Source organism: Mycobacterium branderi, from assembly GCF_010728725.1.
In the GTDB taxonomy this organism is placed as follows: Bacteria; Actinomycetota; Actinomycetes; order Mycobacteriales; family Mycobacteriaceae; genus Mycobacterium; species Mycobacterium branderi.
In genome coordinates this window covers 3,515,215-3,529,408 of the sequence record NZ_AP022606.1, presented here as the reverse complement: position 1 = coordinate 3,529,408, position 14,194 = coordinate 3,515,215, and the positions used below count along the sequence as shown (strand labels likewise).

Here is a 14,194-nt window from a genome sequence, read left to right as displayed (position 1 = left end):
CGATGGCCCAGACTTACGCAACGCTGATCGTCGGCGCCGGCTTCACCGGCCTGGGCGCCGCGATCAAGTTGGCCGAGGCAGGCGTCAACGACTTCGTCATCCTCGAGCGCAGCGACCAAGTAGGCGGAACCTGGCGAGACACCACCTATCCCGGCGCCAGCTGCGACATCCCGTCGCTGCTGTACTCGTTCTCGTTCGTCAAGAACCCGAACTGGTCGCGTACCTACTCCCCCGCCGAAGAGATCCGCCGTCACATCGAAGACATGGCCACCCGGTTCGACCTCCGCCGTCGCATCCGGTTCGGCCAGGAAGTCAACGGGTTGTCGTTCGACGAAGGCGCCGGGGTCTGGACGGCAACCACGGACGGGCGCAAGAGGTTTCGTGCGCGCACGGTGATTCTGGCGTCGGGCCCACTGCCGGACTCCAGCTTCCCCGACATCCGGGGCCTCGATACGTACCGTGGGCACAAAATCCACAGTGCGCGGTGGGACCACGACTACGACTTCGCCGGTAAGCGGGTCGCCGTCGTCGGCACCGGTGCCAGCGCCATCCAGATCATTCCCGAACTGGTCAAGCAAGCCGAGTTCGTCAAGGTGTTCCAGCGCACACCGGGCTGGGTGCTGCCGCGCCTCGACGTCGCCACACCACCAGCCCTGCAGACTTTGTTCGCGAAAGCGCCTGCAGCCCAAGAGCTTGCCCGGCAGGCGTTGTTCTGGGGTCATGAGGCCAGCGCCACCGCGCTGGTGTGGAAGACCCCGCTGACCTCCCTGGTGGCGCGCCTCGGCAAGGCCCATCTGCGGCTGGCGGTCAAAGACCCGTGGCTGCGCCGGCAGCTGACGCCCGACTTCGCGCCGGGCTGCAAACGCATGCTGGTCTCCAGCGATTACTACCCTGCACTGCAACGCGAGAACTGCAAACTCATCGACTGGCCGATTGCGACGCTGAGCCCGGCCGGGATCCGCACCAGCGACGGCGTCGAGCATCACTTGGACTGCATCGTGTTCGCCACCGGCTACGACGTGCATCTGACCGGTCCGCCGTTCCCCGTCACCGGGCTCGGCGGCCGGTCGCTGGCCGTCGAATGGGCCAGCGGCGCACAGGCTTACAAGAGCATCAACGCCCACGGCTACCCGAACCTGTTTTTCATGACCGGCCCCAACTCCGGGCCCGGCCACAATTCGCTGCTGGTCTACATCGAGGGCCAGCTCGACTACGCGGTGCGCGGCATCACCACCATCCTCGAGGGCGACCTGCGCTACCTCGACGTGCGCGCCGACGTCCAACGCCGATACAACCAACGCATCCAGAAGCGGCTGACCAAGACGACGTGGATGTCCGGGTGCCGCAGTTGGTATCTCACCAAGGATGGTTTCAACGCGTCGATGTACCCGGGATTCGCCACCCAGTATCTTCGACAGATGCGGGATTTCCGGTTTGCCGACTACCAGGCGGCGGCACGGCCCGCCGACGTTCGGGTCAGTTCGTCGGCCTGATGGCTCCCGACCGGCAGCCACGAGCGGAGACCGGCACCATCGCGGGTGTGCTGGCCAACCTGCGGCGCGCGCCGAAACGTGTTCGGCGTCAATCCCGGGAAGTCATCGAAACCGCGGTGTCCCAACTGTTCGACGCGGCGGTACGTCACCCGCACGGATCCCCGGTCTCCGGGGAATACCGGATCGACGACCTGGCCCGGCTGGCCGGGACCACCACCCGCAACATTCGGGTCTACCGCGATCGCGGGCTGCTGCCGCCGCCGCTGCGCGTGGGCCGGATCGCGCTGTTCAACGACACCCACCTGACCCGGCTGCGGCTGATCACCTCGATGCTCGACCGGGGATACAACATCGCGCACGTGCGGGAAATGCTCAGCGCCTGGGAGGAAGGCAAGAATCTCGGCGACGTGCTGGGCCTGGAGACCGCGATCGTCGGGACCTGGACCACCGAAAAACCGGAAACCATACCGCTTTCCGACGCGCAGCGGCGTATCAACGATGCGGCGGCATTCGACCGGCTGGTGAGGCTGGGTGTGATTCGGGTCGACGGCGAGCAGGCCACAATCGTCCGGCCGAAATTGATCGAGGCGTTCAACGAGATCCGCGGTTACGGCGTGAGCATGGACAAGCTGATCGATCTGCACGAGCAAATCGTGCCGCTGGTCGACCAGATCAGCGAATTGCTGGTGCAGGCGGGTGCCGAACACGTCGCCGACCGCGTCAAACCGGGCGAGGCTCTGCCCGCCGACACCGAAATCGCCGAATTGATCACCATGTTGGTGCGGTTCCGCACCCAGGCCGTCGCGTCGGTCACCGCAACCCTCGCGTCGTCGATCGAATCGACGATCGAATCGCTGGTCAGCAGCATCCTCGCCGACTACATGGAGCGGTCATCGGCCCCCGCAGACTGAGTCTGTTCGCCCAGCGTTGGCCTGCTGGTGAGCAATCGGTCATCCGACGTTGACAAGAGGTTCATTCTCATGAAGCGCAGCCCCAAGCTAATCCCCAGCTTGGCCTGTTTATGCTCTTAGCGCCACGCGGCGGGAATGCGCCCGCCGCCGCCCCCTGATAAGGGAAGGGAGAGAAACCTGATGCTGCTCGAGTTCTGGCAGAACTTCACCCACAATCTGTTCAAGCCGCTGCTGCTGTTTTTCTATCTCGGGTTCCTCATCCCAATTCTCAAGGTGGAGTTCGAATTTCCCTACGTGATTTACCAGGGCCTGACGATGTACCTCTTGCTGGCCATCGGCTGGCACGGGGGTGAAGAGCTCGCCACGATTCATGCATCGAGCGTCGCCAACATCGCGGGATTCATTGTGCTGGGGTTCGCACTGAACTTCCTGATCGGGCTGCTCGCCTACCAGCTGCTGAACCGGCTGACAACAATGCGCCGGATCGACAAGGCGACCGTCGCAGGTTACTACGGGTCGGACTCGGCAGGAACATTCGCGACCTGCACCGGCGTGCTTGGCACCGTCGGAATGGCTTTCAACGGTTTCATGCCGGTCATGCTGGCCGTCATGGAGGTGCCCGGCTGCCTGGTTGCGCTGTACCTGGCGGCTCGACTGCGGCACAGGGCAATGGACGCGGCGGGCAACATGCCGGGCGAGCCCGGGTACACCCCGCCGGTGAGACTAGGTCCCGGGGCGGCCGCCCGGCCGGCTCCCGGCGACGACCTCGAGACCCGCGAACGCGCGATCGAGCAGGAAGCCGAGCTTGCGCTGGAACGCCGCGAGCATCCTGACCATGCCGCCGCAGACGGCAAAAAACCGCGCATGGCCACCGTCCAGTTGCTCAGGGAGGTCCTGCTCAATCCGGGTCTCTACCTGCTCTTCGGCGGCATCGTCATCGGCTTGGTCAGTCGGTTGCAGGGAGCCAAGGTCGTGCACGACGACGACAGCGTGTTCGTGACGGCCTTCCAGGGTGCGCTGTGCCTGTTCTTGCTCGAGATGGGTATGACGGCCTCCCGCAGGCTCAAGGACCTGAAAGCTGCCGGGCCGGGGTTCATCTTCTTCGGACTGCTGGCGCCGAACCTTTTCGCCACGCTCGGCATCATCACCGCGCACGGCTATGCGCACCTCACCCACGCCCAGTTCAAACCGGGAACGTACATCCTGTTCGCGGTGCTCTGCGGCGCGGCGTCGTATATCGCGGTTCCCGCGGTGCAGCGTCTGGCGATTCCGGAGGCCAGCCCGACACTGCCGCTGGCCGCGTCACTGGGATTGACGTTCTCCTACAACGTCACGATCGGGATCCCGTTGTATATCGAGATTTCCCGCGTGGTGGGTCAGTGGTTCGGTTAGCGCGGAACCAAATACGGCGCCAGCGTGGTCAGCTTCTCGCAGGTTTCCTCGAATTCGCGGTCGGGCTGCGAAGCCTCGATGATGCCTGCTCCCGCGCGTAACCAAGTTCGCCCGTCCCGTTCGTAGGCCGCCCGCAGCGTCAGCGCCGCATCAAGTCCGCCATCAGCCGAAAACATCACCACTGCACCGGAATACAGGTCGCGCGGACTCTCGTCGAGACGCAGGATCGCATCGACGCTTGCGGCCTTGGGAATGCCCGATGCGGTGACCGCGGGAAACAGCGTCTCGAGGGCGTCCATCCGGTCTTTCGAAGTGTCAAGCCGCGCACGGACAGTCGAGCCGAGATGTTGCACGCTGCCCCGCTCGCGCACGGTCATGAAATCGGTGATCACCGCACTGCCCGGCGTCGCGACCTCGCTGATCTCCAGCAGCGAGCTGCGAACCGAAATAGCATGCTCCACAATCTCTTTGGAGTTCGACTCGAGGTCGACGCGAGCCTGGCCATCACACGCCGCACCGCGGCCCAGCGCCCGGGTGCCGGCCAGCGGCTCGGTGATCACGGCGCCGTCGCGGTGTACGGCCGTCACCAGCTCGGGGCTGTAGCCCACGGCACGAACACCGCCGAGGCGCAACAGAAATGACCGCGCCGGCGTGTTGTGCCGACGACCCAGCCGGTAGGTGGATGGGAAGTCCAGCTTGAACGGCACGTCGACGCACCGGGACAGGATCACCTTGTGGTATTTGCCGGTCGCGATCTCGCCGATGGCCGCGGCTACCCGGGCGTGATAGCCGGTGGCGTCACCGCCCACGTCGATCGCCGATGCCGACGGCGTGGCCGGCAGGCCGTCGCGCAAGAGCCGGTCGACCACGTCGCGCTGGCGCTCGTCGGCGTCGGACATCTGCACCGTCTGCGGTGTGACGACTATGCGGGTGCGCGGCCAGAACACCCGAGCCAGCGGAGTGTGTGGCGCCAGGCGGTCGTGCAGCCCGAAGCGGTAGGCGCCGAATTCGAATGCGACCCAGCCAAAGGCGTGGTCGGTCTCGAGGAGCAGGCGATCGACCGCTTCGCCGAGAACCGGTCCCGGCCGGCCGGTCCAGGTCTGACGTTGGGTGACACCGTCGCGGATGACGCGCAGCTCGTCTCGGTCCAGCTCGACCATGGCCAAGACGCCGATGGCCAGCACCCACTGGCCATCATGCTCGTAGAGCAGGTATTCCTCCCCGTCGCGCTCCGGCAGCGCCGCAGCCAGCTCAGCGGCCAGGTCGGCCGGCGCGATGCCAGGGGGTAACCGGAACGACTGTGACGGGGCGCCTGCGGGACTTGTCTCGACACTGACCTCGGTCACGGTTAGTAAATGTAGCCTAACCTATCCACCGGTGGGCAGCTCCGGTTCGACATCGCCCCCGGCCACGGGCGCGCGGCACTTTGAGTAGCGATGACTTTAAGTGCCGTCGGCGCTGCTAGACCGGCGCTGAGCACGCCCTTGAGCCTCGATGCGTTGTCTAGGCGCGCGACGCGACGTACGCGGGTCGACCGTCACTGTGATTGGTTGGTCACCGAACGTTTGCGCAACGTTCAGTCCCCAGTCCCGCGGTGGATCGCGTCCAGAAGGAGGCCATTCATAGCATCACGGGCAGCCCAACCACTGGCCAGATCCACAACCGACGCCAATCACGAAGAGAGGGGCAACCGCCGTGTTCATAATCCGGCTTCTCGACGGTGAAGAAGTGCATGCCAACGACGGCGACCAGCTCTCGATCAACCATGACACCGGTGTGCTCACCGTTTCTCGGGTGGACGGCTTCGAGGAAGTCACCACCCACTTCTCGCCGTCGGCGTGGGCTTCGGTCACGCACCGCGTCAAGGGCGCGGGGCTCAAGAAGGCGTCAGCCTAGCTCGGACTGAACTGCACCGGCAGCGCCGCCGGCGAGCGGAACGCCACCCCCACCACGTGCGGCGGGGGTTCGCTGGGATCCAGTCGCAGATCCGGCAGCCGGTCGAGCAGCGCGTTGATCGCGACCGTGGACTCCATCCGCGCCAGGTGCATGCCCAGACACAGATGCGGGCCACCGCCAAACGTCAAGTGCGCGATGCCTTTTCGGGTGGGGTCGAACCGATCGGGATCGGGGTAGCGCGCCGGATCCCGGTTGGCGGCCGCGACGCTGACGCTGACGTTGGTGCCGGCCGGAATCGCGACCCCGCCCAGTTCGCAATCGTGTGCCGCCCTGCGCATCACCGTGGTGATCGGCGGCTCCCAGCGCAGCGCCTCCTCGATGGCGCCGTGAACCAGGCCGCGGTCGGCGCGCACCGCCTCCCACAGCAGGGGCTCCGTGAGCAGGCCGACCAGCAGGTTGCCGGAGGCGCGGTAGGTGGTCTCGACGCCGGCCGGCAGGATCAGCAGCAGGAACGCGAAGATCTCGTCGTCGGTCAGGCGGGCGCCGTCGATCTCGGATTCGGCCAGCGTGCTGATCAGGTCGTCCTGCGGGTCACGGCGCCGCGCGGCAAGGATTTCCCCGAAATACGCCTTCAGTTCGGCCGATGCGGCAATCCCGCACTCCCAGTCGTAGACCACGTTGAGCAGTTCGATCGACAGCCGCTGGAAGCGCAGGTAATCCTCGCGCGGCAGACCCATCATGCGGGCGATCACCTGCACCGGGAAGGCAAACGTGAACTCCCGAGCCAGCTCGGCACGGCCCCGCGGTGCGAACCGGTCGATCAGCTCGTGCACCACGACTTCCACCAGCTCGCTGCGCCACCGCTCCAGCAGCGCCGACCGGAACGACGGGGACACCAGCGCGCGGCTGGCCCGGTGTTCGGCGCCTTCGAGTTCGAGCAGGGTGCGGCCCATGACCGGGCCCATGATCTGCTCGTAGATCGCCGACGAGAACGTGTCGGGATGGGTCAGCACCGTCTGGCACTCGTCGTAACCCAATACCGTCATGCCCGCGGAACCCAGTGTCTGGCTTGATGTTTCGCTGAACGGGTTGCCGACCATGACCCGGTGCTTGGCACGCGCCTCGCGGAGCCGCTCGTGCACGTTTTCGACCTGCATGAGCAGGCTGCCCTGCAGCTCGGCGGGGTCGAACTCGTCGACGGTCATGCCGCCCTCACCGTCTCGGTGTCGCGCCCGGACCGCAGCACGGTCCCGGGCATCGCTCCGGTGGCCACGCCGTCGTGGCACACCTCGACCCCGCCGACCAGCACCGAGCTGATCCCACGAGCATCGGCGACCAACCGGGGCGCACCGGCGGGCAGGTCGTAACGGGTGCGCTCAGGCCCGTGGCCAACAGTGGCCGGGTCGAACAGCACCAGGTCGGCGTGCCAGCCGGGCGCGATCCGGCCGCGGCCGGCCAGTCCGTAGAGCCGGGCCGGAACGTCGGTGATCAGCCGCACCGCCTCCTCGAGCGTCACCACCTGATGCTCCCGAACCCCGTGCCCGAGCAGCGATGTCGTATAAATGGCGCCGCACATCATGTCCAGGTGTGCCCCGGCGTCGGAGCCGCCGATGACCGCGTCGCGGTGCCGCCACACCTCGGCACGTACCCGCCAGTCGGCGGCGTCGTCACCGCTCGACGGCGGCGTCAGCCCGGTGCGCAGCTCGTCGGCGACCACGATGTCGCACAGCGTGTCGAACGGCTCTGAGCCCCGCGCGGCGACGACTTCTCCTACGGAATGCCCTGCGGCGTCGGCATTTTCGGGCGCGAATGTTTCGACGATGATCAGCTGCTCCCAGTGCGACAGCCCACGCAGAATGCCCGCGGCCTCGGACTGGGCGCCTTCGTTGAGGCGTCTGCGCACCTCGGGATCGCGGAGCGCCGTGAGCCGCTCGGGCACCGGCAGGTGCATAACCTCGCGCCACCCGGGCAGCCCGTCGAGCACGAAGCCGGTGTGAAACGACAGTCGGATTCTCATCGTGTGGGGCAACGTGAGCGCGACGACCCGCCCGCCGTTTTCGGCGGCGACTTCCGAGGCGCGCAGCTGGCCCTGGTACCCGGCCGGATTGGCCGCCGACACCCCGAGCACATTCCAGTTCAGCGGCCGGTCGGCGGCCCGCGACATGTCGGTGAGCAAGCCGATGTCGTCGTCGGTGAATCCCGACAGGCAACCGGGGATGATCGCCTCCAACGTGGTGCCCGGGTGGGAGCGGAGACCACCGGCCAGGGCCAGCAATTCCTGACGCGACGCCGCCCGTGATGGCACCGGCTGCCCGGAGTCGTCGTTGTGGGTGTGCGACTGCGACGTCGAGAACCCCAGCGCCCCAGCGGTTACCGCGTCGTTGAGCAGCGCGACCATCCGGTCGATCTGTTGCGGCGTCGCCGTGCCACCGACCGCGTCGTCACCCATCGCCGCCAGCCGCAATGCCGAATGACCAACGAGGAAACCGGCATTCACCGCGATGTGGCCGTCCAGCCGTTTCAGCCAGTCGCCGAACGACGTCCACTCCCAGTCCAGGCCGGCCCGCAGTGCCTCTAGCGGCATGCCCTCGACACGGGCCAGCATTCGGGTGAGGTAGTCGTGCTGCTCGGCGGCGGCGGGCGCCAGCGTGAATCCGCAGTTGCCGCCGAAAACCGTGGTAACGCCGTGTTGCAGCGACGGGCTCGCCGTCGGATCCCAGAACAGCTGCGCGTCGTAGTGGGTGTGCAGGTCGACGAAGCCGGGTGCCAGTGCTTGCCCCTGCGCGTCAATGGTTTTCGCAGCCAGCTCGTCGGTCTCCCCCACGGCGACGATCCACCCATCCTTGACGCCGACGTTCCCGTGCCGGGCGGGCGTGCCTGTGCCGTCGACGATTTCCGCGTCGCGGATCAACAGGTCGAGCATGTCAGCCAGCCGTCGTCCGGTAGTGGGTGGCGGAAGAGGCCCGCGGCGTTGCGGTGGGTGATGCGGGCGGCGTCGTCGGCGGACAACCCGGCAACGTTGCGAGCGATCACGTCCTGGGTGTCGGGCCACGTCGAATCTGCGTGCGGGTAGTCGCTTTCCACCAGGATGCGGTCGGCGCCGACGGCGTCCAGGGCGCCGAACGCATGCGGGTCGTCGATCGAGCAGAACCAGAAGTTGCGCCGCAGCACCTCGCTGGGCAGCAGGTCGCTCCTCCAGGAGCCGCCCTCCTGCCCGGACGCGGAGTGGGCCAGCACGTAGTCGGCACGGTCGCCGAGCATCGCCGCCCAGCCGAGCCCGCCCTCGGCCAGCGTGATGTTCAGCCTCGGGAAGCGCACCGGGATCCCCGACCACAGCATGTCGGCGCACGCGACCAACGCGTTGACCGGAAACAGCGTGGTGATGGTTTCAAAAGGAGTGTCCGGCGCGGGAATTGGCGCCCACTGCGCCGATCCGGTGTGCAGGCACACCACGGTGTCGGTCTCCTCGCAGGCGGCGAAGAACGGATCCCACACTCCGGTGTGCAGGCTCGGCAGCCCGCATTGGGCGGGCAACTCGGGGAAGCTGACGGCTTTGAAGCCGCGGGCGGCATTGGTGCGGATTTCGTCGGCGGCCAGTTGCGGGTCGGCCAGCCATGGCAACTGCAGCGGGATGATGCGCTGCGGGAAGCTGCCGGCCCACACCTCTCGATGCCAGTCGTTCCAGGCCCGCAACACGGCGAGACCCAGCTCGGGGTCTTTGCTCTTCCAGAACACGGTGCCGGCGAAACCTGCGATCAACGACGGGAAGTTCAGCGACGCCCAAATGCCGGCCAGGTCCATGTCGGCGATGCGCGCTTTGATATCCCAACAGCCTGGGCGCATTTCGTCGAAACGGGCCGGCTCCATGCTCCATTCCTCCGGCGGCCGCCCGACCACCGCGTTGAGCCCGATGTTGGGGTAGTCGCAATCCTCGTAGCGCCACACCTGGCGTCCGCCGTCGGTCTCGACGATCCGCGGCGCCCGATCGGCCAGCGCGGTGGGCAATCGCCCGTCGAACATGTCCGGGGGCTCGATGACGTGGTCGTCGACCGAAATCACCACGTGCCGTCGCTCGCGCGGAGACGGGTCCGGCAGCAGCCCCATACCTGAAGCTAACGACGGGTTTTTGCGGCTGTCAATGCTATCTATGCAATGACAGCGAAGTTAGGCCAGCCGGGTGATCCCCGGGTAAGCATCGAAGCCGCGGTCGAAGCTCATGATTTGGGCAATGTTGTGGTGTGCCATGACGGCAATATGCACCGCGTCCCGCGCGGATAAGTGTCGATATCGCAACAGGGTATCCCTCGCGTGCTCGATGTGTGTTTGGCCGATTGGCAGCACATCATCGACCACCCCGAGGATCGCGTCGAAGGCGGGCTGAATCGCCTCACGCCGGTTGATGGCCGCGTACCGATGGCAGATTTCCTGCAATACCTCGGCGTCGGTAACCAACCGCTCGCCGGCGGAGAGTGCGGATCGCAGGAGCCGTTGCGCATCCAGCTTGTGCGGACGAGAAGCGCCCACCAGGTACATGGGGATGTTGGCGTCGACGAGAATCACTCGGAGGTTTCCGGCGGCTCCAGGTATCCGCGCTCGGCCTCCTCGAGCATCTGCTCGATGTCGGGCGCCGGGAACTCATAACGCATGGCGGTACGTACGGCACGCAGCTTGGCGTCGAGATCGCCGCTTGACTCTCGCTGCTGTGCTTCGCGCAACGTGCGGCGAACCCAATCGGAGACAGTCGTTCGGTGCCGACGCGCGGTCTTTTGCAGCTCTTCCCACTCGTCGGCATCGAGCAGAACCTGCAGACGCTTACTCATGATATGAGTATAGATGACTCATAGGGGTCACAGGCGGTTACCGCGGCGCCGGCTGTCGCACGAAGGCCCGCGGCTGGGTGAACGCCCGGATGCCGTCGACCCCGAGCTCGCGGCCCAGACCGGACTGGCCGACACCGCCGAACGGCAGCCGCGGGTCCTGGGCGGCCATGCCGTGGCAGTTGACGCTGACCGTGCCGGCGACCAGCCGGGTGGCGACCCGGTCGGCCAGCGCGTCGTCGCCGGTCCACACCGACGCGGTGAGCCCGAACTCGGTGGCGTTCGCTGCGTCCACCGCGTCGTCGATGTTCTGGTAGCCGAAGATCGGCAGCACCGGACCGAACTGCTCCTCGGTGGCCAGTGCCGCGTCGGGCGCCAAACCCGTGACGACCGTGGGCAAGACAAAGTAGCCGCCGGAGTCGGCGTCGGCCTCCCGGATGCGGCCGGCGGTGCGGACCGTCGCGCCGTGCACGCGCGCGTCGTCCGTCAGAGCCTGTACCCGGTCGCGGCCGGCGGCGGTGTGCAGCGGGCCCAACGTGGTCTCCTCGGCCAGGCCGTCGCCGACCACCTCCTTTTGGCAGCGTGCCAGTACCGCGTCGGCCAGCTCGCCGACCCGATCCGCCGGCGCGTACAGCCGCTTGATCGCCATGCACACCTGACCACCGGTGGTGTAGGTCGCGGTCACCAGGCGCTCGACGAGCTCGTCGCTGATTTCGAGATCCGGGCCGATGATCGCGGCGTCGTTGCCGCCGAGCTCGAGCAGCACCGGAGTGAGCCGCGACGCAGCGGCTGCCATCACCGCGCGCCCGGTGGCCACCCCGCCGGTCAGCGAGATCACGTCAATGCCCGGGTGGGTGACCAGCGCCTGGGCCAGGCCGCTGCCCGGGCCGGCGAGCACGTTCACCACTCCCGGCGGCAGCGCCGCGGCGAACGCCGCGCCGAGCTGCAGGGCGGCCAGCGGACAGGTCGGCGGCACCTTGACGACGGCGGTGTTGCCGGCAACCAGCGCCGAAGACAGCTTGGTGATCGCCAAAGCCAGCGGCCAATTGAATGGAAGAACAAGCGCCGCAACGCCATACGGCTCGCGGTGCAGCCGAGGGTAGGCCTGGTGCGGGTCGATGTGCTCGGGCGCCAGCGCCGTCTCGGCCATCGAGCCGAGCAGCGACGCCAGCACGGGGGCGGTGTCGATTTCGAAGCGGGCTTCCGGCAACACCTTGCCGTGCTCGCGGGTGTACAGCCGGGCACCGTCTCGGGCGCTGAGGTGCTCGGCCGCCTTTGACGCCGCCGCGGTGACTGCAGCGACCCGCTCGGCGACATCCAGGGCGCGCCACCCGGGCGCCGCCCGCCGCGCCGCGCGCACCGCGGTGTCGAGCTGCTCGCGGTCGGCGGCCGGGGCGTCTCCGACGGCTTCGGCGGGGCGCGCCGGATTGCGCACCGGGTAGGTGGTCGCGCCGGGTCGGGCCTCGCCGTCGATGGTGAGCATCGCGCTGCCTCCTTGACCTGGTGCGGTCGTGTCGCCATCGTAGGTCGCTATGCGGGCGGTCGTGCTGCGTCAGATCGGACAACCGAGCGCGGTCGAAGAGCTCACGCTGCGACCGCTCGCGAGCCACGAGGTGCGGGTGCGGCTGGCCGCCAGCGGTGTGTGCCATACCGACCTGTCGGTGCGCGACGGCGGAATGCCGGCGCTGCTGCCGTGCACGCTGGGCCACGAGGGCGCGGGGGTTGTCACCGAGGTCGGCGACGCCGTCGGCAGCGTCGCGCCCGGCGATCACGTCGTGCTGACCTGGAACGTGCCGTGCCGGTCATGCCCGCACTGCCTGCGCGGCGATGCCCAGCTGTGCCCGCATGGTCTTGACCACGGCTTCGGTGAGCCGTACGCGCGTGACGGCGCCGGGCCGGTGTGGCCGGCCATGGGCGCGGGCACGCTGGCCGAGGAGACGCTGCTACCCGCCGCTGCGGCAGTGCCCGTCGACCGCTCGCTACGCCTCGACCACGCCGCGCTGTTGGGCTGCGCGGTGATCACCGGTGTCGGCGCGGTGCTGCATACCGCGGCGGTCCGGCCCGGCCAGAGCGTGCTGGTAATCGGTTGCGGCGGCGTGGGTTTGGCGGCAGTGCAAGGCGCGCGACTAGCCGGCGCGGCGCCGATCATCGCCGCCGACCGGGTGGCCGGCCAGCTGCCGACCGCAACGGCCAACGGCGCCACCGACACCATCGACACCGGTGCTACCGATCTCGTGACCGCGGTGCGCGAACTGACCGGCGGCGAGGGCGTCGACCATGCGATCGAAGTGGTCGGCAAGCCGGTCACCATCCGCGCCGCCTACGACGCCGCCCGCCGCGGCGGCACGATCACCATCGTGGGCGCCGCCGGCATCGAGGAGACCGTGAGCTTTCCCGCGCTGTCGATGATGGCTGACGGCAAGACAATTCGCGGCAGCGTCTATGGCGGCAGCGACCCGGCCCGCGACATTCCGATGCTGGCCGCGCTGGCGCGCCGCGGCCGACTCGACCTCGAGGCGCTGGTGACGCGACGCATCGGAATCGACGACGTCGAGGCGACGTTCGCCGACATGGCGGCCGGCCACGGAGCGCGCAGCGTCGTCTGCTTCGACCAGACGGCGTGAGGGGCTGCCCGAGGTCCGCAGGAATCCTACGAGGCGCTCGGATCAGGGCTCACTCGGAGGCGAGGTCGTCACTGTCGACGAAAACCAAGTCGCCGTCATCGAGTCGTACGGCCCATCGTCGCGCCGGATCCGCGATGTGGCTGGTACCCACATCGACCGCGTATCCCGGGGAGTCACCAAAGTCTTCGACCACTAGGCCCCGTTTTTCGTGATCGGTGCCCGGGAAGACACACACCCGTGCGTCGACCGCCAAGTCCGCGCTGGCATTTCGGCCCGACCGACGCCGCCGATGCGGGCGCCGTGTGTCACCCATCGTTACCCGCCGTCGTCGCGATGCTCAATGTGAACCCCCTTGGATTGACGTGATTTCACCGCCCAACCAATTAATCCCCCGCGCGCCCAAGGTTATCGAGTTCGCAGAACTGTTAGATCGCGTTCGCGTCACCAATTCACAACGAAAGACCGTGTCGCCCAATTCTGTTTTGTGCGGCATTCTTCATGTTGCCCCGTTCGATCAGTATCGCCGGATACTGCGGCAGGCTTAGCCTGGCGAGGCCAGAGTGCCCGGATAACCTTGCGAGCCAATATATTGCGCGCCGCAGCGGGCGCTGGTGACTTGAAACGGCGTTCGCCGGACGCAGAGCGCGCAGCGTGGTCTGCTTAAACGCCCTAATAGCCAGGCCAGGACAGGATCTCGTCAACCGCGGCGCGTTCGGCGTCGGTCAGCGGCCGCATGGTCGGGTCGTTCGAGTAGCCCAGGTACCAGTCGAGGGTGGCGTAATGGGCTTTGGCGTAAGGGCCGTCGGTCAGGTTGGCGATCGCGTCGCGTCTGGTCCGGTGCGAGCTGATGTAGGTACCGTCGGCGGCGGTGACGCACCAGCCGGCCGGGTGTCGGGCAATGCACCAGGTAGCGGGCGGGTTCGCGAAATACCATGCCGCTACCCGGATGAACGCGTCGTACGTGGCATTGATCGGCTGGCTCATGCTGATCTCCGAAAAGCAAGCGCGCCTGGGTGTCTCGTCAGATGTCCTTCGCTCGGCAATGTGATACAAGGCGTATC

Annotated in this window: 14 protein-coding genes and 1 pseudogene; 5 read left to right on the top strand and 10 right to left on the bottom strand. The window is 67.4% G+C overall.

Going from position 1 to position 14,194, the window contains the following annotated elements; genetic code table 11:
- The first annotated feature begins 2 nt into the window (after positions 1-2).
- The 3 genes from G6N47_RS17200 (at position 3) to G6N47_RS17190 (ending at position 3,796) form a co-directional block, all read left to right on the top strand.
- Positions 3-1,493, top strand: a complete 1,491-nt coding sequence (locus G6N47_RS17200) for a flavin-containing monooxygenase (RefSeq protein WP_083131602.1) — start codon at positions 3-5, stop codon at positions 1,491-1,493.
- Positions 1,493-2,404: a MerR family transcriptional regulator gene (locus G6N47_RS17195; RefSeq protein WP_083131601.1), complete on the top strand. Its 912-nt coding sequence runs from the start codon at positions 1,493-1,495 to the stop codon at positions 2,402-2,404. Before G6N47_RS17200 ends, G6N47_RS17195 begins: the two co-directional genes overlap by 1 nt.
- Before the next feature lie 180 nt (positions 2,405-2,584).
- Complete coding sequence (locus G6N47_RS17190) at positions 2,585-3,796, top strand: sodium-dependent bicarbonate transport family permease (protein ID WP_083131600.1); 1,212 nt, start codon at positions 2,585-2,587, stop codon at positions 3,794-3,796.
- Here the strand turns inward: G6N47_RS17190 and G6N47_RS17185 are convergent.
- A complete protein-coding gene (locus G6N47_RS17185) occupies positions 3,793-5,142 on the bottom strand; it encodes a salicylate synthase (RefSeq protein ID WP_083131599.1) in 1,350 nt (449 codons plus the stop codon). The genes G6N47_RS17190 and G6N47_RS17185 overlap by 4 nt on opposite strands.
- A 349-nt stretch (positions 5,143-5,491) precedes the next feature.
- Between G6N47_RS17185 and G6N47_RS17180 the strand changes: the two genes are divergently transcribed.
- The gene (locus tag G6N47_RS17180; RefSeq protein WP_083131598.1) at positions 5,492-5,692 is read left to right on the top strand and encodes a hypothetical protein; all 201 of its coding nucleotides are present in this window, start codon (positions 5,492-5,494) and stop codon (positions 5,690-5,692) included.
- Here the strand turns inward: G6N47_RS17180 and G6N47_RS17175 are convergent.
- From G6N47_RS17175 to G6N47_RS17150, 6 genes are read right to left on the bottom strand one after another with little or no spacing between them, the layout of a single operon-like run.
- Positions 5,689-6,897 carry a cytochrome P450 gene (locus G6N47_RS17175; protein ID WP_083131597.1) on the bottom strand — a complete coding sequence of 403 codons (1,209 nt, stop codon included), beginning with the start codon at positions 6,895-6,897 and terminating at the stop codon, positions 5,689-5,691. The two genes, G6N47_RS17180 and G6N47_RS17175, sit on opposite strands and share 4 nt — an antisense overlap.
- A complete protein-coding gene (locus G6N47_RS17170; RefSeq protein WP_083131596.1) occupies positions 6,894-8,615 on the bottom strand; it encodes an N-acyl-D-amino-acid deacylase family protein in 1,722 nt (573 codons plus the stop codon). Before G6N47_RS17170 ends, G6N47_RS17175 begins: the two co-directional genes overlap by 4 nt.
- Positions 8,600-9,796: an amidohydrolase family protein gene (locus G6N47_RS17165; RefSeq protein ID WP_083131595.1), complete on the bottom strand. Its 1,197-nt coding sequence runs from the start codon at positions 9,794-9,796 to the stop codon at positions 8,600-8,602. The genes G6N47_RS17170 and G6N47_RS17165 overlap by 16 nt, the downstream gene beginning before the upstream one ends.
- A gap of 60 nt (positions 9,797-9,856) precedes the next feature.
- Entirely contained in the window at positions 9,857-10,252 is a 396-nt protein-coding gene (locus G6N47_RS17160; RefSeq protein WP_083131594.1) for a type II toxin-antitoxin system VapC family toxin, read from the bottom strand.
- The gene (locus G6N47_RS17155) at positions 10,249-10,512 is read right to left on the bottom strand and encodes an antitoxin (protein ID WP_083131593.1); all 264 of its coding nucleotides are present in this window, start codon (positions 10,510-10,512) and stop codon (positions 10,249-10,251) included. Before G6N47_RS17155 ends, G6N47_RS17160 begins: the two co-directional genes overlap by 4 nt.
- Positions 10,513-10,549: 37 nt before the next feature.
- On the bottom strand, positions 10,550-11,992 hold the full coding sequence (locus tag G6N47_RS17150; protein WP_083131592.1) for an aldehyde dehydrogenase family protein: 1,443 nt from the start codon (positions 11,990-11,992) through the stop codon (positions 10,550-10,552).
- A 49-nt stretch (positions 11,993-12,041) separates the two neighbouring features.
- Here G6N47_RS17150 and G6N47_RS17145 point away from each other — a divergent pair, with 49 nt between their 5' ends.
- Entirely contained in the window at positions 12,042-13,133 is a 1,092-nt protein-coding gene (locus G6N47_RS17145) for a Zn-dependent alcohol dehydrogenase (RefSeq protein WP_083131591.1), read from the top strand.
- Positions 13,134-13,182: 49 nt separating this feature from the next.
- On the opposite strand, the gene G6N47_RS17140 is transcribed toward G6N47_RS17145, so the two are convergent.
- The 3 genes and pseudogenes from G6N47_RS17140 to G6N47_RS17135 form a co-directional block, all read right to left on the bottom strand.
- On the bottom strand, positions 13,183-13,446 hold the full coding sequence (locus G6N47_RS17140) for a hypothetical protein (protein ID WP_083131590.1): 264 nt from the start codon (positions 13,444-13,446) through the stop codon (positions 13,183-13,185).
- Positions 13,447-13,621: 175 nt separating this feature from the next.
- Positions 13,622-13,728 (bottom strand): annotated as a pseudogene (locus tag G6N47_RS30355) (Rv3717 family N-acetylmuramoyl-L-alanine amidase); the annotation flags it as partial.
- Between the two features lie 74 nt (positions 13,729-13,802).
- Positions 13,803-14,117: a hypothetical protein gene (locus G6N47_RS17135; RefSeq protein ID WP_083131589.1), complete on the bottom strand. Its 315-nt coding sequence runs from the start codon at positions 14,115-14,117 to the stop codon at positions 13,803-13,805.
- Between the last annotated feature and the right edge of the window lie 77 nt (positions 14,118-14,194).